Raw genomic sequence first — 18718 nt, 5'->3', positions numbered from 1 at the left:
AATCAACCCAAGCACCTGACGCAGCAATCGACGAAAGAAATCCATGCCAGAGGATCAGAACACAGACGTTCCACCGAATCACCTCGCGATCGATCCGCGGAGCCCCTTCTACAACGAAGAGGTACTTCGCCGGGACGTAGGCATTCGCTTCAATGGCGTCGAGAAGACCAGTGTTCGCGAATACAACGTGACCGAGGGTTGGGTGCGTGTAGAAGTCCCTACCGCCAAGGATCGCTACGGAAATCCCATGCTCGTCAAGCTCAAGGGCACTGTCGAACCGTACTTCCGCGACGCACAATAGCGGGCTTAGCCCGGGGCCCAGTCGACGGTGGCACCGGCCACCACCATCGATTCGAGGGCTCGCTGATGCTCGGCTTCGGTCGATCCCGCACAGGCAGCGGAGTGGACCGTCACTCGATAGCCCAGTGAGCATGCGCGTTCTGCGGCGATCCGAACCCCGAAATCCGTCAGGTATCCGGTGATCACCACGTGTTCCACCCCGACGAGTCTCAGCTGGGCATTCAGATCGGGGTTGGACCAGATGTCGCGGTCGAACTTCGTGGCGATGAGGTCTCCTGGCCGAGGCGTCATCGACGGGTGGAAGCGGGCACCGTCACCGTCCTCGTCGGAGCGCATCGGATCGGCTGGATCCCGGATCAGATAGCGAGTGCACACCACCAGTGCACCCGTAGCGCGCTGGGCTGCACGGACCGATTCGGCGCCAGGACCCTGCAATCGATCTCGACGTCGTCGGGTTGCGACGTAGCCAGGAGATCGACTACGCGCTGAGCACGTCGATCGGCTTCGGCGGGCACAACGTTGCCCTGGCGTTCGGGCGCTACTGATCAGAGGCGATACCGGATCAATCGCGAGCTGTTGCCTACCACCGCGACCGACGAGGCGTTGTGCAGGATTGCTGCGAGGACAGGTGACAGCGCACCACCGGCGCTGACCGCCAAGCCGAGAGCGTTGACAGCAATGGACATTCCGTAGTTCTGCCGGATGACCGACACCGAGTGCCGGCCGAGGTCACGCACGTCGAGCAGTCGAGAAAGATCGTCGCTCGCCAGTGCCACGTCCGCGGTCTCGACGGCAACGTCGGTGCCCGCCAATCCCATGGCGATTCCGATGTCCGCCACAGCCAGAGCAGGGGCATCGTTGGTGCCGTCACCGACCATCGCCACGACATAGCCTGCGTCCTGCAGTTCTCGGACGGCTTCGAGCTTTTCGTCCGGCATCACTTCGGCCCGCCATTCGGTGATACCGAGTTCCGCGGCGACCGCCGCCGCCGTCTTCGGGTGGTCGCCGGTGAGCATGATGATGCGTTCGACACCGTCGGCTCGGAGCGCGTTCAGAACGGCGGATGCATTGGTACGGACTTCGTCCCGGAGACTGATCAAGCCGACGAGTACCCCGTCGACGGCCAACAGCAGCGGAGTCTCGGCCTCGTCCTGCAGCCGCGAAACCCATTGCTGCGCATCCTCGGACACCGCGACGTCCTCGCTGCGCAGGAGAGATGGACTGCCCAGGAGCAGCGTCCGTCCATCTGCGACGGTCCGCATGCCGAGTCCGACGATCACCTCGCACTCCTCGTGCGGAGGGATGACGATGTGCCGTTCCTCGGTACTTCGAATGACAGCCTCTGCCAGAGGATGTCGAGAGTGGATCTCGGAACTCGCGGCGTAGGCCAGCACCTGCTCCGGTTCCCAATCGTCCTGGAACGACACGACATTGGTCACCACTGGGCGTCCGACCGTGAGGGTTCCGGTCTTGTCGAACACGAAGGCGTCGACCCTGCCGGCCTGTTCGAGGTGCGATCCGCCCTTGATGAGAATGCCTCTGCGAGCACCGTTTCCGATCGCTGCGCTGATGGCGGTCGGCGTGGACAACCCGACCGCACACGGACATGCCACGAGCAGCATCGTCATGGCACGTCGAACATCGCGGGTGACGACGAGAGTCAGCGCCGAGAGGATGAAGGATGCGGGGACGAAGCGTCGGGAGAAATTTTCTCCCACAGTCTGAATCGGTGCACGATCCTCCTGCGCCTCCTCGACGCGAGAGATGATGCGGCCGATCGTGGTGTCGCGACCGACGGCGGAGGCACGCACGACGAGGCGGCCACGGACGACGACGGATCCCGCATGAATACGGTCTCCGGCGACGATCGACACCGGTAAGGTCTCGCCGGTGATCGCGGACTGATCCACCACCGCGTCACCGTCGACCACGGTGCCGTCGACGGGAACGCCCACGTGGTCGTGCACGACGACCTCGTCGCCGATCTCGAGTCGATCGACGTCGACGGAGATCTCGGAGCCGTCGGGCAGCCTGATCCAGGCGGTGTCCTGTGTGCCGGTCAACAGATCGGAGATCGCGCGTCGAGTTCGCTTGAGGGTCAATTCCTGCAGGTACTCGCCGATGTTCAGGAGCCACAGCACGGTGAGGGCGACGACGTTCTCGCGCAGCACGAGGCTGGCCACGGTTGCGGCGCTGACGAGCGCGTCGGTTCCTGCCGTCCTGTTGCCGGCCAGCGAGCGCACGGCTCCCTTGAGGAACGGGTAGCCGGTGAAGATCGTTGCGCCGGTGGCAACGAGACGACTGGTGGGACCGAGGATCGGCGGCCGACGGAACGCGTAGCGGCGAAGGCCGAGAAGGACCAGTGCCGCGCCGCCGATGGTCATCCGCAGGACGTCGCCGCTGGTGACGTCCGCTGAGCGCGGACTACGGACCGGTACCAGGGCCCAATTCGTCGAGCGCCCGGCCTTCACCGCGTCGAAGAGTTCGGTCCTGTCGATGCGTGTGCGGGAGTACCAGATGACGACCGACGCCGTCCGGGGGTACGCGTGAACGGCGCGCACTCCGCGGATCTTGTCCACGTGGTCCTCGACCGCAACGGCACGGCCCGGGCTGGAGCGGAGCCAGTCGACGCGGAGGCGAATGCGGCCGGCAGCGTCGGAGAGGATGTCGATGCCGTCTGCGTGTGTCGCGTCGATGTCGGCGGGTCGTTCGGCGAGCGTCGTCATAGTCGGGAGCAGTCGCGGTCAGTGCGCGTGGCCGTGGCCCGCATCGGAGGCCGTGGGCGGCTGAACCTCTTCGCCGATTCGGTCTCGGGCCTCGGCGACGACGTCGGATACGGCCAGTCGGGCCGATTCCGCGTGAACCTCGGCCTTGCGCGCTGCGCGTAGACCGAGCTCGGTGGCCGACACCGCAGCCTTGCGGACGGGGGCCTTCTCGTACAGCTTCTTGGCACCGTTGTACGCGGCGACGCCGACTGCACCCGTCACGACCGTCGATACTGCTTTCGCGACGATGATCGGAAACGCCATGATTGAACTCCTCGGGATCGATCCGGTAACCACTTATTGAGAATCATATTCGTTTCGGTTGGCTGAGGCGACTTGCGGGGCGCACGGCCACCCACACGTCGATCGGGCCGGAGTGTCGTTGGGCCAGCCACTCGCATACACCTCGATCAAGGTAAATGTCATCGGTTCGGCCTTGTGGAGCGGAAAGCTCTGGTCACATAAGGCAGGTCGATAGTTGTAGACCCATGCAGCCCTAGCTCGTCGAACAAGGTGGCGAGATTCTGATCTATGCCGTTGCGCTCGTCGGCCGTCGCGGTGATGTAGAAACTGCGCGATCGAACCAGGTCGGTCAGCAGCGGTCGGTTCACCGTGCGAGACCACGCCCATCGTCGCTCTTCGAGATGATCGAAGGGCTCCGCTATCGGCGGCGGACCGTCGTCGAACATGGCCATCGCTCCGCCGCGCGAGACCACGGAGTTGAGGCGTCGAACCCAGGCCTGTGACTCGTCGCGAATGTTCCAGATCAAACCAAGCACACCGCCAGGACGCAGGACCCGTCCGATCTCGCGTGACGCGGCCGCCGGATCGACCCAGTGCCAGGCCTGTCCGAGCAGCAATCCATCGAGACTCTCTACGTCTATCGGGAGGGACTCGGCTGTACCGACCAGGGTCGGGACACGCGGTACCGCGATGCGCAGGGCATCGAGCATGGCGGGATCAGGGTCGACGGCAATGGAGTCGCAGCCAGCGGCAACGATGTTTCGCGTGAGCTTGCCCGTGCCGGCACCGACGTCGGCGACCCGTGGACGACGATCGGACGCGAGGGTGGGCTCCAACATCCACGCGACTGCGTCCGACGGGTATTCGGGACGAGCAGATTCGTACACCTCGGCGGCGGTCCCGAACGACGTCGAGCTGTTATCTCGGCTAACCATGAGGTCACGTTACCCGTCTGATTCGAGCTCGAGCTCGTAATAGAGAGCCTTGGGTCCATCGCCGCGTCCTTCGTGGCAGTCGAATCCGCGCTTCTCGTAGACGTGGCGCGCTGCCTCGTCGTCTTCCGAGGTGTTGAGGTCCATGTAGGTGGCGCCCCTGCCGCGTGCGTGCTCGATGACGTCGTCGAGAAAGGTTGTGCCGTAGCCTTTCCCACGATGGACTGGCTGAATGTAGAACTCTGCGAGATAGGCCTCGATGTCGGCGCTCCACGTTCCGGTCCGGAATCGAAGAACCGCAACACCGATCGCGGGGGTCCCGAAAGTCAGCACGCTGGTGTCACCGGATGTGACCAGCCTGTTCAAATGGGCCACAAGCCATTCGGGCTCGGGTGCCGGGTCGTCGTACTCGCGATTGAAATCGACCAACAGGTTCGCGGCCTCGAAGAGCCCGTCGGAATCTCTGACGTCACGTATGCCGGACATATCGACTCCTCGAGGTGTCAATTTTCTGGTAGAACAAGCTTTTTGGCATCGAGCAAACCGAGACCGGGATGCATTTCACGCAGCGAACGAATGGCTTCGATGGTTCTGCCGGATTCTGCGACCACCGCGTCGACATCCTCGGCTGGGATGGCCTCGGGAGCAGTCTTGTTGGGCGCGAGCCAGGACCGTCCGTGCCGGTACCAGAGCCACGGGGCCGCTACCGCCAGAACTACCAGCTTCGACCAGTTCCACATCGACGGTTCGGACACGATATCGGCGATCGCTGAAAATACGAGCAAGGCCAGCCAGATGCCGAGCAGGTACCGGGTCCAACGACGTTGACGATCGTTCATGCCTCCATGCTGTCACTGCCGTTCGATCCCGACAACGCGTCAGCGTCGCAATTCGGCATCGAGTTGAGTGAGAAGTGTGCCGAAACTCGTGCGCCCGGTGGCCGGTGCTGGAAAGCGGCGCAAGACCGAACGCACGGTCGCGTCGGCTCGATCTTGGATCCATTCCATCTGTTCTGCAACAGCATTGGAGTCCGTCAGCATCAGATGCACGGCAGAACCGAGAATGTGCTTGACCTGATGGGGGCTGTACAACGGATGGAGAAATGCGGCACCGGCGGCGTGCATTGCGGACAGTGCGGCGTCCGTGGCCGCAGATGCCGGCACCTCGCGGGCGGCCTTGTGCGCGTCCCAGGCGAGCTTGCGTAGCGCTCCAGTTCGCTCGCCGGACTCGAAAAACGCCTCAGCACCGTCGATTGCCAAGCCTGGACGCGAATCGTTGGGGCGGGCCAGCTCGTAGATCGGCAATGCGCGTCGGGCACAGGCCGCTGCGAAGGCCGTCACTCGTCGAATGTCGTCGAGACTCAGCTCCACTTCAGCGGATTCGCCCACCTCAGGACCCTCGGGTCCGGTTGCGGTTCAACATGAATCCGAATCGTCCGAGAACCAATCCGGTCAGTGCGCCGAGTGTCGCGCTGGCAATGGGGACCAGGTACAGCCACAGCGTCGATAGGCCTTGGGTTCGTCGGTCGAACGACTTGTTCATCGCGTTCACGAATTCGTCGCTCGTCGTGACACCGTTCAGAGGCTCGTAGCCACCCGAATACACGACGCCGCTCGTGTTTGTGGTCATTTCACCTATCGAGTACCAGGCAAGTGGAGCCAATCCGATGACGAATCCGAACAGAAGCAGGAGGATGACGAGATTGCGCACCGTCTCAGGCTATTGCCCTCGTCAACCGTCGTACACCTCCGTGGTGATGCAGAAGGGGTGGCCGGCGGGGTCGAGGAGAACTCGCCATCGCGGGTCGGGCTGCTGCGCTGCTTCTGTTGCCCCACATTCGACTGCATGAGCGACGGATTCGCCGAGGCTCACTCTCGCAGCGAGATCGAAGTGCACGATGGACGCCGACGGCCACGTGGGCGGGATGTAGTTCGCCACCTTCTGCGCAACGATGTTGAGGCCAGACTGCGTGCGAATCCCCGAGCTCGACGTGTTCTCCCACAACAACGTTCCGCCCAGAAGCGCGAGGTAGAAGCGAGCGAGCTCCCCCGGCTCGGGGCAGTCGATGGATATCCCTGCTACGTCGAGGTGTGGGCGCGACATGTCACGAGAATACGGTGGCTCCCAGCGTGATGACGACGATCACGAAGATGGCCAGGAGTAGCCAGCCCTCCCACGTGTGCGGGCTGATTCCCCAGCCGTACCGTTTCGGACCGAACCACGTTCGGGGTGGATTGAAAGCCATAGCGCCGTCCTGAATGTTCGGAGTCGCGTCCACCCTACGAAACCACCAGACTATTCGCAATGGTAATTACTTGGTCATACACTCTCGTCTCCGAAATTTCAGCGATACAACTGCGCTGTTGCCGTCGCGCGTTGAGCCAGTTCGTCTCGAATTGAGCTCGGCTGCAGCACTGTTACGGCAGGCGCACACTGCCACAGGGCTCCCACAGCGTGATTGTGCCCGGAGAACTCGATGACTGCGAGGCGTCGTCCGTCGTCCTGCACTTGATCGCTGATCACTCGAACGACGTTCTTGGTCAACGAGATCCATGCCGAGCCCTCTACGAGGCACGTGACTTCGATGTGGGCCAAACTTGCGCGAAAGGATGTCCGATGCGCCGTGAATGCCGCCTCCAGATCCACGGCGGCGCTGCGATGGGCGGCCTCGTCGAGGACGGTCAGGGTATCGATGCGCGATACTCGATAGACACGTTCGTTTCCCTCTCGGGCGGCGAGCAGGTACCAATGCTCGCCGGCGTAGACGAGCCCTACTGGGTCCAGGGTTCGGTCGGACAACTCGCCGCCGCGGTTTCGGTACGACATCCGTATCCGCACACCGTCGATGACGGCTTGCTGCAATTCCGGTAGATGGACCTCGGATTCGTGGGGAAACGCGAAACCGTCGGGCCGTACCAGGATTCGTTGTGACGCAGTGCTTGCCGCCGCTCGGTGGGCGTCGGGTATCGCGGCGACAACCTTGCGCATCGCGCTCGCGAACGCCGGGGTGGCGACGCGTCCCGCGCCGGAAGCGAGCAATGCCGTCGCCTCGGCGGCCGTCAGACCGGTCAGCTCGGTCCGATAGCCGGGCAGCAGACTGATGCCACCACCGCGACCGCGATCGGTGTAGACCGGTATGCCCGCCGAGGACAACGCTTCTATGTCGCGCAATACGGTGCGCGTGGACACCTCGAGCTGGGCGGCTATGTCGGCAGCATTCAGCCTGCCCCGGTGTTGGAGCAGCATGACGATGGACAACAGCCGGTCTGCGCGCACTCGAAAAGTCTCTCACCGAAACATGACAGAAGATGTCATGTTCAGCCGATTTACTTCTACTCAGCAGGCCACACCAGGCGGCCGCGGAACGGAAGGCTCAACAATGGACACCATCGAGACCACACAGCAGACTGACCCGCGCGAGGTGTACTTCACTTCCGCTGCCTGGGTGAGCGGCCTGCTCGCAGGGGTGCGCGCCGACCAACTGGACCTTCCCACCCCATGCGACGAGTTCGATGTCCGGACTCTGGCCGGTCACCTCGTCGCTACGGTGGCCAGGCTGATCGCGATCGCCGAACTGGGTAGCCCGGACTCGGTCTCGCCGTTCTCTCCTGATCACGACGCCGCATCGTTCGACACTCTGGTGGAGCAGGCGCGCGCGGCCTGGGCCGACGACGCGGCACTCGACGCCCCTGTCGTCGTTCCGTGGGGTGAAGTCCCAGGGCGATCGGCTGTCTGGGGCTATTCGCGGGAGTTACTGGTGCACGGATGGGATCTTGCTGTTGCGACGGGGCAACCGGCCCATGCCGACCCTGCGCTCGTCGATCCGGTAGCCGTGGAACTTCGAGCACTGCTTCCGGCGGAGAGTCGGGTTCCGGGAGTCCCCTTCGGGCCCATCGTGGAACCCCGTTCTGAGGCAGGGCCGTTGGAACGCCTGGCGAACTTCGCGGGCCGGTCGTCGGACGGTTGGGTGTAGCACGATGCCCTTGACCTCGAGTGCACTCGAGGTTGCAGGGTGGGTCTCATGCAGATGACCTTCGACGAGTTGCCCAAACTCATGACGCTGATGACCGGCGACGAAAAGCACGGTGTGAGCGCCACATCCACGTTGGACGTGCTGTGGGTGCTGTACTCCGACATTCTTCGTCTCGACGCGGCCAAACCGGATGACCCAGATCGCGACAGGTTCTACCTCTCCAAGGGACACGGCCCGATGGCGTATTACGCGGTGCTCGCCGCGCGGGGGTTCCTCTCGCCGACCGAGCTCGCGTCGTTCGGCAGCTACCACTCACCGCTCGGCAATCATCCGGACCGCACGCTGATTCCCGGGGTCGACATCGGATCGGGGTCGCTCGGTCATGGTCTGGCGTTGGCTGCTGGAACTGCTGTGGCGCTGCAGATCCAGCGGAGCGAGGCCCGGGTGTTCGTACTGATCGGTGACGCCGAGCTCGACGAGGGCAGCAACATGGAGGCCATCCAATTCGCCGGGCGATCGCAGCTGGGAAACCTGACCACTGTGGTGATCGACAACGATTCGGCCGGCCTGGGTTGGCCAGGTGGCATCGCCTCGCGCTTCGCTGTCGAGGGGTGGTCGACATCCGACGTAGACGGCCGAGACCACAGTGCGCTCCAGCAGGCGTTTCGCATCGATCACGGCGACCGGCCCCACGTGGTGGTCGCCCACGTGGAGAAGAAGGAGAACTGAAATGACGTCGACGCTGAACAGGACCGCGGATCAGCGCGAACACTTCTACCGTCTGGTGCCGGAGCTGTTGGCGCAGGACGAGCGAATCGTGTTGGTGTTGGCCGAGATCGGTGTTGCCTATCTCGAGCCGCACCTCACTCCTGACATCCGATCGCGGGTGGTCAACGTGGGTATTCGAGAGCAGGCGATGATCGGTGTCGCGGGCGGTATGGCGCTCGCGGGCTTGCGTCCGATCGTGCACACTTTCCCACCGTTTCTGATCGAGCGGCCCTTCGAGCATGTGAAACTCGATCTGGGACATCAGGATGTCGGCGCGATCCTGGTCAGCTCGGGCGGCTCCTACGGGTGGCCACAGGGCGGTGAGACGCACTTCGGCCAACGCGATGTCGCACTACTCGACACCCTGGACGGGTGGACGGTGCACGTGCCCGGGCACGTCGACGAGGTCGAATGGATGCTGCGCGGTGCGGCTGCATCCGACGATCGCGTCTACATCAGGCTCGACGGTGTCTCGAACGATCATTCGTACGGTCGACCCGGAGGTTCGATGGCCGTTCTGCAACAGGGTAATTGCGGCACTGTGATCTCGGTCGGTCCGATGACGGACCGGGTCCTGGCCGCGGCCCGTGGACGTGACGTCACCGTGCTGCACACCTCGACGATAAGGCCGTTCGACGGTACAACTCTCCGAGAGACGCTGATAGCGCCGGACGTCATGATCGTCGAGCCCTATCTTGCGGGAACCTCTGTGCCGCATATCGATCGAGCGGTGGCGGACATACGGCATCGAGTGCTGGGGATCGGTGTGAAGCCTGGAGAGCGTAGGAAGTACGGAACGGTGGCCCAACACGACCGAGCCAACAGCCTCGACATCGAGGGGCTGTCCCGGTCGATGGACGACTTCTTCGAGTGATCAGTGTTGGCGGCGCTCGTACCTGGCCTTGGCGACGCGGTGAGCAGACTCGAGGAGTTCCCCAATCTGGGATTCGGTCCGCGAAGACGGGTTGACCACCGACAACCAGCCCGCAGTGCCGTAGTGAGGGTGGGCGGCAAGGGTGTCGTCGGTGTTGGCCTGGGGTGCGTGAGCTGCTTCGCGTGGGGGCACTCCCAGTAGGCGTTCGAACTCCTGCTTTCCCGCAACGACATTGACACGGAACGCGTCGGGCCGGTCCAGCCGGGACAACTCGTCACCCGGATAGTTCTTCGTCACGATGGTCGCGAACGGCTGGATGGACGACGGAACAGTCCCGTCCGGCGAGTAGTAGAAGAACACATCGCCCCATGCGAGTTCCGGAGTCCCATCACCCTCCCGAGGCCGCTGCGCCAACGTGCCGTCGAAGCTGCCGACCAGATTGACGATGTCGTCGAGTGTCATGAATCGATGGTCACATGTTCGGCCGCTCTTGCCCAGAGTCACCTCGTCGAAGTCGCTGTCGCGCGATGGATGATCGATTCGATTCGATCGGCGTCGTCGGAATCTCTCGGTGCGTACAGGAAGACGTAAGTCTCGGGTAGTCCGAACACGGGGCGTCCTGCCAGCGGGTGCAGTTCACCCCACCCCGCGGATATGACGGTCTGCGCATCGTCCGGTTGCAGTACGACGTGCAACGAACCTTCGGTCTCGTGTACGTGCACGATTTCGCCTTTGGTTCGGGATATCCAGGGCGAAGCAGAACGGAGATCGGATAGATACAGCGCCTCCCCTCTACGCTCGAATCGACTGCGCTCCAGATGAAACGGTCCATCCGACGACGCCTCGGCGGTGACGGCAGCAATCAGCCGCTCGATCAGAGCACTGGTACCCCGATCGTTGAGCTGGCGATGGGGAATCGGGTACGGCGCGATCGTCGGCCGTGGTCCAGGGCGACGTTCGAGCTGCCAGTGGAGACCGGTACCGGATGTACCGTCGACACGAAGTGCGTCGCGTCGCGCAAATGGTCTCAGTGCGGTGGTGATCAGCCAGCCACCGACATTGGCGGGAAGTCCTCCCGGCCCCAGTTCCATCCACGCGGTGTAGTCGTTCTTGACCTTCTTCACCGGGTCAATCTAGCTGCTGGGTCGATCCAGCTGGTTGGTGTTCGTCAGGGCCGCGTACATCGTCGGATGTACAGCGAGATACCCGCACAGACCGATGTGCAGACGAATACCGACTCGTAGCGTTGGTCAGGTCAACGAAACATCGAATGCGAAGGGACCATCATGCAGGTCGCAACATTTCTTTCTCAGCAACCGTCGACCACCGAGCAGGTGCTCGGTGTGGGATTGGGAACCCTGGGCCTGGTGATCGCTCTGGTGCTGACGTTCGGTGCGGTGTTCTTGTTCATCGCCGCGCTGATCAGCATCATGCGTTCCCCCAACTACACCGTCGCCGGGCGGGCAGTGTGGATCTTCGTCGTACTGGCGTTTCCCTTCCTCGGTCCCCTGGTCTGGTTCGTGTGGGGTCGCAAGTCGACCTTCGCCGTGGATGTTTCCCACAGCCTCAGATGATGGAACCGATCGTGCGCGCAGCATCGGGGAACTCGCCGGGGTTGGGGCCGGCATAGTTGAGTCGAAGGTACTTGCCGGTGGGTTCGGCCGGAAAGTAATCGCTTCCGGCCCCCACGATGACACCGGCGGATTTGCATTGCTGCACAATCTGTTCCAGATCGACGTCGTCGCGCAGGCGCATCCACAGATTGAGCCCACCGCGCGGCACAGCATCGAGATGGCCGCGAGGTGCGAACTCGATCAGGCTGTTCGCCAACAAGTCCCGTCTAGAGGCCAATTGTGTGCGCAGATGCCGGAGATGGGTACGCCAGGCGGGTTGCGTCACCACGTCCAGCGCGACTGTTTGCAGGATCCCGCTGACGTACATCGACTCGGCACCGGTGTCTGCGAGGATTCGCTCGTGTGCGGGGCCGCGAGCGATCAAGCCTGCCAATCGAACCGACGGCGACACCGTCTTGGTGAGCGATCGTAGGTACACCACATGCCCGGCGTCGTCCCGTGCCGCCAATGGATTCGGCTCGGCAGTGATACCGAAATCGTGGGCCGAGTCGTCCTCGATCAGGAATGCGCCGTGCCGTCGCACAGTGTCGAGAACCTGCTCGCCGAGCGCAGGCGACCAATGGGCTCCGGTCGGGCTGGCAAACGTGGGTTGGGCATAGAACGCCCGAGAGCCGGTGCGCGCGAACGCCTGTGCCAGAGCATCGGGGTCAGGACCGTGCACTCCGCTGGGGACCGGTACCACGCGAACGCCCGCCTGGGTGGCAGCGAGAATCGCGCCCCAATACGTCGGCGATTCCATCAGTAGCGGACGGCCTGCGCCGACGAGCGCCCGGAATGCGGTACTGAGGCCGGTCTGGCTGCCGGGAATGATGACGACATCGCTCGCCGACGGCGGAGTGACGCCCAGCGGCGTGGAGGCCCCCAACTCCGCTGCGAACCACGCCCGCAATTCGGGCAGTCCGGCGGTCGGGGGCCGAGCTATCACCGCGTCGGTGCGGGATGCGCGAGTGAATGCAGCGTGAACGAGTCTCTCCGGCAACAGCTCCCGAGCCGGATAGCCCGAATGCAGTGCGATCACATCGCTCGACGTGGACTGTAGGGCGGCCGGAAGTTGCAGTCGGTTGCCCGGCGCTCCCAGTGCCGCCGTCTGCCACCCGTAGTCGTTGGGCCGCGCCGTACGTACGGTTCTGACGAATGTGCCGACACCAGGGCGGCTTTCGATGACGCCTTGCGCGGTGAGGGTGCGCAACGCCTTCTGCACGGTGACCGGACTGGCCGAATGCTGGGCCACCAGGGAGCGGGTGGACGGCAGCTTCGCCTCGGGGGGCGCGGTCGCGATCCACTGCTTCAATGCGTCCACAATCCGTGAACTGCTATCGTCGGACATGACACAGCATAGTAGCGCTACTCGTTCCGGTGCGAGCCCGCTATCGCGCGCCGGATTGTTGTGGGGCTTGGCAGGCGTCACTGCATTCTCGTTCACCGTTCCGCTCACTCGCATCGCCGTCACCGGAGGCCTATCACCGCTCTTCGTCGGTACCGGGCGCGCCGTGTTCGCCGCCGCATTGGCGGCAGTTGCGCTGGCAGCGACGAGACAACGGCTCCCCCAGGGTGGACAGTGGGGTCGGCTGGCCGTGATCGCGGCCGGTGTCGTCATCGGCTTTCCGGTACTCACCTCGTATGCCCTCACCACGGCATCCGCCGGTCACAGCGCCGTCGTCATCGCACTGCTCCCGGCGGCCACCGCCGTTGTCGCGGTAGTACGAGAACGACAACGAGTCCGGCCGATGTTCTGGCTGGTGGCCGCCGTGGGCGCTGCCGTCGCGATCGGATTTGCGGCCGTTCGGGGCGGCCGGCCGACCGGGCTCGGGTGGTCGGACCTGTTGCTCCTCGGGGCGGTTGTCGCAGCGGCGGTGGGCTACGCCGAAGGGGGCTTGCTGGCCCGCGAACTCGGGGCCTGGCAGACGGTCTCGTGGGCTCTTGTGGTGAGCGTTCCGGTGACCGGTGCGTTGGCCGCTTTCTCATGGTGGGAGCAGCCGTCGACAGCAGGTGCACCCGAGTGGGCATCGTTCGCCTACCTGGCGGTGGTGAGCATGTACCTCGGGTTCTTCGCCTGGTATCGGGGCCTGGCCATCGGCCCCATGTCGAGCGTGAGCCAGATTCAGCTGATCCAACCGGTGCTCACCATCTGCTGGGCCGCGATCATCCTGCGCGAGGGGTTGACGTGGCCGGTGGTCGGGGGTGGAGCGGCGGTCATCGCATGTGCAACAGTGGCGGTCCGGACCCGGATGTCGCCGTCCGTTCGACAGGAGGAACTTTCGGAATGACGAAATCGATCGATCAGGCGCGCAAGCTCGAGAATGTTCGCTACGACATTCGTGGACGCATTCTGGACAAGACCGAGGAGCTCGAGGAGCAGGGACACACCATCCTGCGCCTCAACGTCGGCAATCCTGCGCCCTTCGGGTTCGAGGCACCGGACGAGATCATGATGGCCATGATCCGAAATCTGCCCACGGCACAGGGCTACTCGGATTCCAGAGGCCTGTTCTCCGCCCGCACCGCGGTGGTGCAGTACTACCAGACCAAGGGATTGACCGATCTGGATCTCGACGTCGGCAACGTCTACCTCGGCAACGGGGTCTCCGAGCTGATCACGATGACGATGCAGGCTCTGTGCAACCCGGAGGACGAGATTCTGATTCCGTCGCCCGATTACCCGCTGTGGACGGGATCGGTGGCGCTCGCCGGTGGCACACCCGTCCACTACCTGGCCGACGAGAGTCAGGACTGGGCCCCGGACTTCGAGGATCTCGAAGCCAAGATCACCCCTCGCACCCGCGCGATCGTGGTGATCAACCCGAACAACCCGACGGGGGCGGTGTATCCGCGCGAGGCACTCCAGCGGTTCGTCGAACTGGCGCGTGAGCACGATCTGATACTGCTCGCCGACGAGATCTACGAGAAGATCGTCTACGACGGTGCAGAGATGACGAATCTCGCCACTCTGACCGGCAAAGATGTTCTGTGCTTGACGTATTCGGGTCTCTCGAAGGCGTACCGGGTGTGTGGATTTCGGGCCGGATGGTTGGCGGTCACCGGGCCGCGTCGACGTGCGGCCAGTTTCATCGAGGGCATCACCCTGCTGTCCAACATGCGGATGTGCGCAAACGTACCGGCACAGCACGCAATACAGACTGCGCTCGGCGGCAGGCAGTCGATCGAAGATCTCCTCCTTCCGGCCGGGCGGCTGACCGCGCAACGTGACCTCGCGCATCGCATGCTCAACTCGATCGACGGAATCAGCTGCGTGCAGGCAGCGGGTGCGCTGTACATGTTCCCGAAACTCGACACCGACCGTTTCGGGATCGTCGACGACGAGAAGTTCGTACTCGACCTCCTCGAGTCGGAAAAGATTCTCGTCAGTCACGGCCGTGCCTTCAATTGGGATGTGCCCGATCATTTCCGACTCGTCACTCTGCCCAACGTCGACGATCTCGCCACTGCGCTCGAACGTCTCGGCAATTTTCTCAGCTCGTATTCGCAGTAGGACTTCTGCTCGAGCTGATTTTAAATCCGTGCCGGGTAGTGCACGGGGTCGTTCATGCAGATAAAGCCCCTGATCGATGTCCTACACGGCCTTTGGTGCCCGGTGGGCCGGTGATATTTCCCGACTCGGCCCGGGAAATGCGGGTTACGCTCGTCGTCCGATCTGCCGGGCGAGAGGGAATTCGTGGATCTATGGGGTTATCTGCAGGGGCGGGGTGAATCCCTCGCGTTTCTGACCTATCAACATGCGTCGCTGGCGTTTCAGACGGTTCTGGTGGGCACGGTCGTGGCTGTGCTCATCGCAATCGCAGTCCATCGTCTTCCGCTGTTCTCGGCGTTGACGCTGACGACCAGCCGAGTAGCGCTGACGATTCCGTCTTTGGCGTTGCTCGCGTTGCTCATCGTGCCGTTCGGCCTCGGGGTAGTGCCCTCGTTCATCATGCTCGCGTTCTTCGCGGCCATGCCCGTGATCGGTAACGCCATCGTCGGACTGCGCGGCGTCCCCGACACCGTGATCGAGTCCGCGAAGGGAATCGGTTTCTCGCGCAGCCGCATCCTCGTGTCCGTCTCGCTGCCCATGGCATGGCCGGTCATTCTCACCGGCATTCGCGTCTCGACGCAGATGGTTGTCGGCGTCGCGGCCATCGTCGCGTACGTGCTCGGACCCGGCCTCGGTTCGCTCATCTTCAACGGCCTGTCGAGACTGGGCGGGACCAATTCCGTCGAGATGGCAGTGACCGGAACAGTCCTCATCGTCGTCATCGCCCTGGTGTTCGACGCCCTGCTCGTCCTCCTCGGGCGCCTCACCATCTCGAAGGGATTGTCATGACGGACAACACGACCGGCGGACCGACGGTCACCGGTGCCTCCATTCGCCTCGACGGTGTGGTCAAGCAGTACAAGGGTCAGAACAAGCCGGCAGTGCAGAAGATCGACCTCGAGATCGAGGCCGGCCATATCGTGGCGTTCGTGGGACCGTCCGGCTGCGGTAAGACGACGACGCTCAAGATGATCAACCGACTGATCGAACCGACCGAGGGCCGTATCTTCATCGGTGACCGTGACGTGACCGGCGAGGACCCGGACAAGCTTCGCCAGTCCATCGGGTACGTCATCCAGTCCGGCGGACTCTTCCCGCACTGGTCGGTCGCCAAGAACGTCGGAGCCATTCCGCGCGTCCTGGGTTGGGACGCGAAGAAGATCGAGGAGAGAACCGACTACCTGCTCGATCTGGTGGGGCTCGACGTCTCCGACTTCCGCGATCGCCTACCCAAGGACATGTCGGGCGGACAGCAACAGCGTGTGGGTGTAGCGAGAGCGCTCGCTGCCGATCCGCCGGTTCTGTTGATGGACGAGCCCTTCGGCGCAGTGGACCCGATCACCAGGGTTCGGCTACAGGACAGCCTCATTGCCATCCAGCACGAGCTCGCGAAGACGATCGTCATCGTCACTCACGACTTCGAGGAAGCGACGAAGTTGGGCGACAAGGTATTGATTCTGTCCGAGGGTGGTCACATCGAGCAGTACGCGACTCCGGAAGAAATCCTGGCCAAGCCGGCCAGTCCGTTCGTCGAGGAATTCATCGGCTCAGGAGCCACTCTGGCGCACCTGACACTGTCCAGGGTCAAAGACGTGCAACACGATTCGGTTGTAACCGCCAAGGTCGGCGACAATTCGCAGGAGGTCATCGCGCGCGCACGAGCGCAGGGTGCCACCTGGATCGTCGTCATCGACGAACACGGCCGCCCCCGAGCCTGGCCGTCTCTCGACGAAGTGGCCACCAAGGACCGCATCACCGACTACGTCGACGAGCGATTGCCCACCGTCGCACCGTCGTCGACGCTCAACGACGCTCTCGATTCGATGTTGGCCGCTAGTCAGGGCGGCGTACTCGTCACCGACGGCCGAGGTGCCGTGACCGGCGCATTGACGATTGCCACCGTCATGGCCGTCATCCGGGGGCAGCTCTCGGACGCTCGATCCGGCGACGGCCACGTCACGTACTCGGCCCATACCGAAGGCGCAGCAACATGAATCGACTGCGCCGTGCCCCGTTGGATGTGTGGTTCGAGCCGATCGTCATCGTGGTACTCGGACTCGGCTACATCCTGTGGTATCGATCGACGACACTGACCATCACCGAACAAGCATCGCTCGGCTGGGACAACCTGAAGACCACTATCGTCGATCACATCGTTCTGACGTTGACGGCCACGGTGATCGTCGTCGTCATCGCAATACCGTTGGGCATTTTGCTCACTCGGGACAGAGCGAAGAACCTTCGGCCGGTGGCCGTCAACTTCGCCAACATCGGTCAGGCCGCTCCGGCAGTCGGTCTGATCGTGCTGCTGACGATGTGGCTCGGAACCGGATTCCGCACCGCTGTAGTGGGTTTGGTCGTCTACGCAATTCTGCCGATCCTTCAGAACACGATCGTCGGGATACAGCAGGTCGATCAGCGAACGATCGAGGCGGCCCGCGGCATCGGGTTCTCCGGGATTCGCACCCTGGTGCAGGTGGAACTTCCCCTGGCGGTGCCGGTGATCCTCAACGGCGTGCGCACCGCGCTGGTCATCCTGGTCGGAACCGCCACGTTGAGCACGTTCATCGGGGCGTCCAGCCTCGGCACGCTCATCACGACGGGCACAACGCTCTTCTTGCCGAAGTTGCTCATCTCCGGTGCCGTTCTCGTTGCACTGCTGGCACTGATCATCGACTGGCTCGGCCGTGTGGTCGAATTGTTGGCGACCCCAAGAGGAGTGGCATGATTCGCCGTCTGTTCGCCGCCGCTGGAGCTGTGGCGCTCGCCGGCTCGTTGGCTAGCTGCGGTCTGGTGAGCTCGTCGGGAACGTTCGAGAGCACCACGCTTACGGACGGTGCGAGGCCGCTCGACGGCGCGTCTCTGGTGGTGACGAGCAAGAGTTTCACCGAGGGCGTGCTCCTCGGGAAGATAACGGCCACATACCTTGCCGCCGCGGGCGCGAAGGTGACCGACTTGACCGGTGCGCCGGGGTCGGCGTCGTCGAGACAGGCGCAGCTCAACGGCGACGCAGACATCCTGTGGGAGTACACCGGCACCGGCTGGGTCAATTATCACAGCCAGACCGAGACGATCAGCGATCCGCAGGAGTTGTGGGAGCGCGTTCGTGACATCGAGAAGAGTGAGTACGACCTCGACTGGCTACCTCCGGCCAACTTCAACGACACGTACGCGTTCGCGGCATCTGCCGCCACCGTCGAGCGACTCGGCGTCGCCACTCTGTCCGATGTCGCGAAGCTCCCGGAGGCCGACCGAACATTCTGCGTCGATGACGAATTCTTCTCTCGTTCGGACGGTTTCGGCCCGATGCTCGACACGTACGGGATCGGACTGAACGCGCCGGGTGGGGTGCCGTCCAGTAACGTCACCCGCATGGACGCCGGTGTCGTGTACACGTCGACCGCAGACAGTTCGCCCTGCAATTTCGGTATGGTTTATACCACCGACGGTCGGATAAAGAACCTGAATCTGACCGTGCTGCAAGATGATCGCGCATTCTTCCTGCCGTACAGCGGCACCGCTGTGGTACGCAATGCGGTGCTGGAGCAGCATCCCGAGATCGCCGATCTGCTGGCGGTGGTGTCGGGGCGTTTGACCGACGACCTGATGCAGGAGCTGAACGGGCGGGTCGATATCGAAGGCGAGGATCCGTCGGACGTCGCATACGAGTGGCTGCAGAGCGAGGGGCTCGTGGACTGAC

The 18718-nt window shown here is 63.4% G+C and carries 25 protein-coding genes; 11 read left to right on the top strand and 14 right to left on the bottom strand.

What is annotated here, in order from left to right:
* The first annotated feature begins 43 nt into the window (after nucleotides 1–43).
* Nucleotides 44–301: a DUF3297 family protein gene (locus tag CH305_RS07940; RefSeq protein ID WP_032378696.1), complete on the top strand. Its 258-nt coding sequence runs from the start codon at nucleotides 44–46 to the stop codon at nucleotides 299–301.
* Between the two features lie 5 nt (nucleotides 302–306).
* Here CH305_RS07940 and CH305_RS07935 read toward each other — a convergent pair whose 3' ends face one another.
* The 11 genes from CH305_RS07935 to CH305_RS07885 all read right to left on the bottom strand — a co-directional run bounded on the left by CH305_RS07935 (nucleotide 307) and on the right by CH305_RS07885 (nucleotide 7516).
* Nucleotides 307–735, bottom strand: a complete 429-nt coding sequence (locus tag CH305_RS07935) for a cysteine hydrolase family protein (RefSeq protein ID WP_094703342.1) — start codon at nucleotides 733–735, stop codon at nucleotides 307–309.
* A 110-nt stretch (nucleotides 736–845) separates the two neighbouring features.
* Nucleotides 846–3026 carry a cation-translocating P-type ATPase gene (locus CH305_RS07925; RefSeq protein ID WP_094703341.1) on the bottom strand — a complete coding sequence of 727 codons (2181 nt, stop codon included), beginning with the start codon at nucleotides 3024–3026 and terminating at the stop codon, nucleotides 846–848.
* Nucleotides 3027–3044: 18 nt separating this feature from the next.
* On the bottom strand, nucleotides 3045–3329 hold the full coding sequence (locus CH305_RS07920) for a DUF1490 family protein (RefSeq protein WP_027495086.1): 285 nt from the start codon (nucleotides 3327–3329) through the stop codon (nucleotides 3045–3047).
* 158 nt (nucleotides 3330–3487) lie between these two features.
* Complete coding sequence (locus CH305_RS07915; protein WP_094703340.1) at nucleotides 3488–4243, bottom strand: class I SAM-dependent methyltransferase; 756 nt, start codon at nucleotides 4241–4243, stop codon at nucleotides 3488–3490.
* 9 nt (nucleotides 4244–4252) lie between these two features.
* The gene (locus CH305_RS07910) at nucleotides 4253–4726 is read right to left on the bottom strand and encodes an N-acetyltransferase (protein WP_094703339.1); all 474 of its coding nucleotides are present in this window, start codon (nucleotides 4724–4726) and stop codon (nucleotides 4253–4255) included.
* A 17-nt stretch (nucleotides 4727–4743) separates the two neighbouring features.
* Nucleotides 4744–5079, bottom strand: a complete 336-nt coding sequence (locus CH305_RS07905) for a hypothetical protein (RefSeq protein WP_094703338.1) — start codon at nucleotides 5077–5079, stop codon at nucleotides 4744–4746.
* A 39-nt stretch (nucleotides 5080–5118) separates the two neighbouring features.
* Nucleotides 5119–5628: a putative immunity protein gene (locus CH305_RS07900; protein ID WP_052058527.1), complete on the bottom strand. Its 510-nt coding sequence runs from the start codon at nucleotides 5626–5628 to the stop codon at nucleotides 5119–5121.
* Nucleotide 5629: 1 nt separating this feature from the next.
* Nucleotides 5630–5950 carry a hypothetical protein gene (locus CH305_RS07895; protein ID WP_094703337.1) on the bottom strand — a complete coding sequence of 107 codons (321 nt, stop codon included), beginning with the start codon at nucleotides 5948–5950 and terminating at the stop codon, nucleotides 5630–5632.
* Nucleotides 5951–5971: 21 nt separating this feature from the next.
* Nucleotides 5972–6343, bottom strand: coding sequence for a VOC family protein (locus CH305_RS07890; RefSeq protein ID WP_094703336.1), 372 nt, complete (start codon nucleotides 6341–6343; stop codon nucleotides 5972–5974).
* Nucleotide 6344: 1 nt separating this feature from the next.
* Nucleotides 6345–6485 (bottom strand): hypothetical protein, encoded by a 141-nt coding sequence (locus tag CH305_RS29010; RefSeq protein WP_165430165.1) that lies wholly within the window; start codon nucleotides 6483–6485, stop codon nucleotides 6345–6347.
* Nucleotides 6486–6583: 98 nt separating this feature from the next.
* The gene (locus CH305_RS07885; RefSeq protein WP_094703335.1) at nucleotides 6584–7516 is read right to left on the bottom strand and encodes a YafY family protein; all 933 of its coding nucleotides are present in this window, start codon (nucleotides 7514–7516) and stop codon (nucleotides 6584–6586) included.
* Between the two features lie 103 nt (nucleotides 7517–7619).
* On the opposite strand from CH305_RS07885, the gene CH305_RS07880 reads away from it, so the two are divergent.
* Genes CH305_RS07880 through CH305_RS07870 form a run of 3 tightly spaced genes read left to right on the top strand, consistent with a single transcriptional unit; the run spans nucleotide 7620 to nucleotide 9855 of the window.
* Nucleotides 7620–8213, top strand: a complete 594-nt coding sequence (locus CH305_RS07880; protein ID WP_037152010.1) for a TIGR03086 family metal-binding protein — start codon at nucleotides 7620–7622, stop codon at nucleotides 8211–8213.
* A gap of 48 nt (nucleotides 8214–8261) precedes the next feature.
* Nucleotides 8262–8942: a thiamine pyrophosphate-dependent enzyme gene (locus CH305_RS07875; RefSeq protein WP_032402775.1), complete on the top strand. Its 681-nt coding sequence runs from the start codon at nucleotides 8262–8264 to the stop codon at nucleotides 8940–8942.
* Between the two features lies 1 nt (nucleotide 8943).
* Nucleotides 8944–9855 carry a transketolase family protein gene (locus tag CH305_RS07870; protein WP_094703334.1) on the top strand — a complete coding sequence of 304 codons (912 nt, stop codon included), beginning with the start codon at nucleotides 8944–8946 and terminating at the stop codon, nucleotides 9853–9855.
* Here the strand turns inward: CH305_RS07870 and CH305_RS07865 are convergent, their stop codons facing one another.
* Both CH305_RS07865 and CH305_RS07860 read right to left on the bottom strand, forming a co-directional pair.
* Nucleotides 9856–10317 carry a DUF6194 family protein gene (locus CH305_RS07865; RefSeq protein ID WP_094703471.1) on the bottom strand — a complete coding sequence of 154 codons (462 nt, stop codon included), beginning with the start codon at nucleotides 10315–10317 and terminating at the stop codon, nucleotides 9856–9858. It abuts the gene before it with no gap.
* 38 nt (nucleotides 10318–10355) lie between these two features.
* Nucleotides 10356–10979 (bottom strand): luciferase family protein, encoded by a 624-nt coding sequence (locus CH305_RS07860; protein ID WP_052058525.1) that lies wholly within the window; start codon nucleotides 10977–10979, stop codon nucleotides 10356–10358.
* Between the two features lie 162 nt (nucleotides 10980–11141).
* On the opposite strand from CH305_RS07860, the gene CH305_RS07855 reads away from it, so the two are divergent.
* The gene (locus CH305_RS07855) at nucleotides 11142–11429 is read left to right on the top strand and encodes a PLD nuclease N-terminal domain-containing protein (protein WP_037152001.1); all 288 of its coding nucleotides are present in this window, start codon (nucleotides 11142–11144) and stop codon (nucleotides 11427–11429) included.
* On the opposite strand, the gene CH305_RS07850 is transcribed toward CH305_RS07855, so the two are convergent.
* Nucleotides 11422–12816 carry a PLP-dependent aminotransferase family protein gene (locus tag CH305_RS07850; protein WP_037151999.1) on the bottom strand — a complete coding sequence of 465 codons (1395 nt, stop codon included), beginning with the start codon at nucleotides 12814–12816 and terminating at the stop codon, nucleotides 11422–11424. The genes CH305_RS07855 and CH305_RS07850 overlap by 8 nt on opposite strands.
* Between CH305_RS07850 and CH305_RS07845 the strand changes: the two genes are divergently transcribed.
* The 6 genes from CH305_RS07845 to CH305_RS07820 all read left to right on the top strand — a co-directional run bounded on the left by CH305_RS07845 (nucleotide 12815) and on the right by CH305_RS07820 (nucleotide 18717).
* Nucleotides 12815–13756, top strand: a complete 942-nt coding sequence (locus CH305_RS07845; RefSeq protein ID WP_094703333.1) for a DMT family transporter — start codon at nucleotides 12815–12817, stop codon at nucleotides 13754–13756. The genes CH305_RS07850 and CH305_RS07845 overlap by 2 nt on opposite strands.
* Nucleotides 13753–14979 (top strand): pyridoxal phosphate-dependent aminotransferase, encoded by a 1227-nt coding sequence (locus CH305_RS07840; protein ID WP_032378677.1) that lies wholly within the window; start codon nucleotides 13753–13755, stop codon nucleotides 14977–14979. The genes CH305_RS07845 and CH305_RS07840 overlap by 4 nt, the downstream gene beginning before the upstream one ends.
* A gap of 183 nt (nucleotides 14980–15162) precedes the next feature.
* Nucleotides 15163–15807: an ABC transporter permease gene (locus CH305_RS07835; protein WP_032378676.1), complete on the top strand. Its 645-nt coding sequence runs from the start codon at nucleotides 15163–15165 to the stop codon at nucleotides 15805–15807.
* Nucleotides 15804–17012: an ABC transporter ATP-binding protein gene (locus CH305_RS07830; protein ID WP_094703332.1), complete on the top strand. Its 1209-nt coding sequence runs from the start codon at nucleotides 15804–15806 to the stop codon at nucleotides 17010–17012. The genes CH305_RS07835 and CH305_RS07830 overlap by 4 nt, the downstream gene beginning before the upstream one ends.
* Nucleotides 17009–17746, top strand: coding sequence for an ABC transporter permease (locus CH305_RS07825; protein ID WP_179278227.1), 738 nt, complete (start codon nucleotides 17009–17011; stop codon nucleotides 17744–17746). Before CH305_RS07830 ends, CH305_RS07825 begins: the two co-directional genes overlap by 4 nt.
* Nucleotides 17743–18717 (top strand): glycine betaine ABC transporter substrate-binding protein, encoded by a 975-nt coding sequence (locus CH305_RS07820; protein WP_094703331.1) that lies wholly within the window; start codon nucleotides 17743–17745, stop codon nucleotides 18715–18717. The genes CH305_RS07825 and CH305_RS07820 overlap by 4 nt, the downstream gene beginning before the upstream one ends.
* Nucleotide 18718 lies beyond the last annotated feature (1 nt).

Source organism: Rhodococcus sp. 15-649-2-2 (assembly GCF_002258645.1).
GTDB lineage: Bacteria > Actinomycetota > Actinomycetes > Mycobacteriales > Mycobacteriaceae > Rhodococcoides.
Note: the sequence above shows the minus strand (reverse complement) of the source record. Positions and strands in the feature narration are given on the sequence as shown.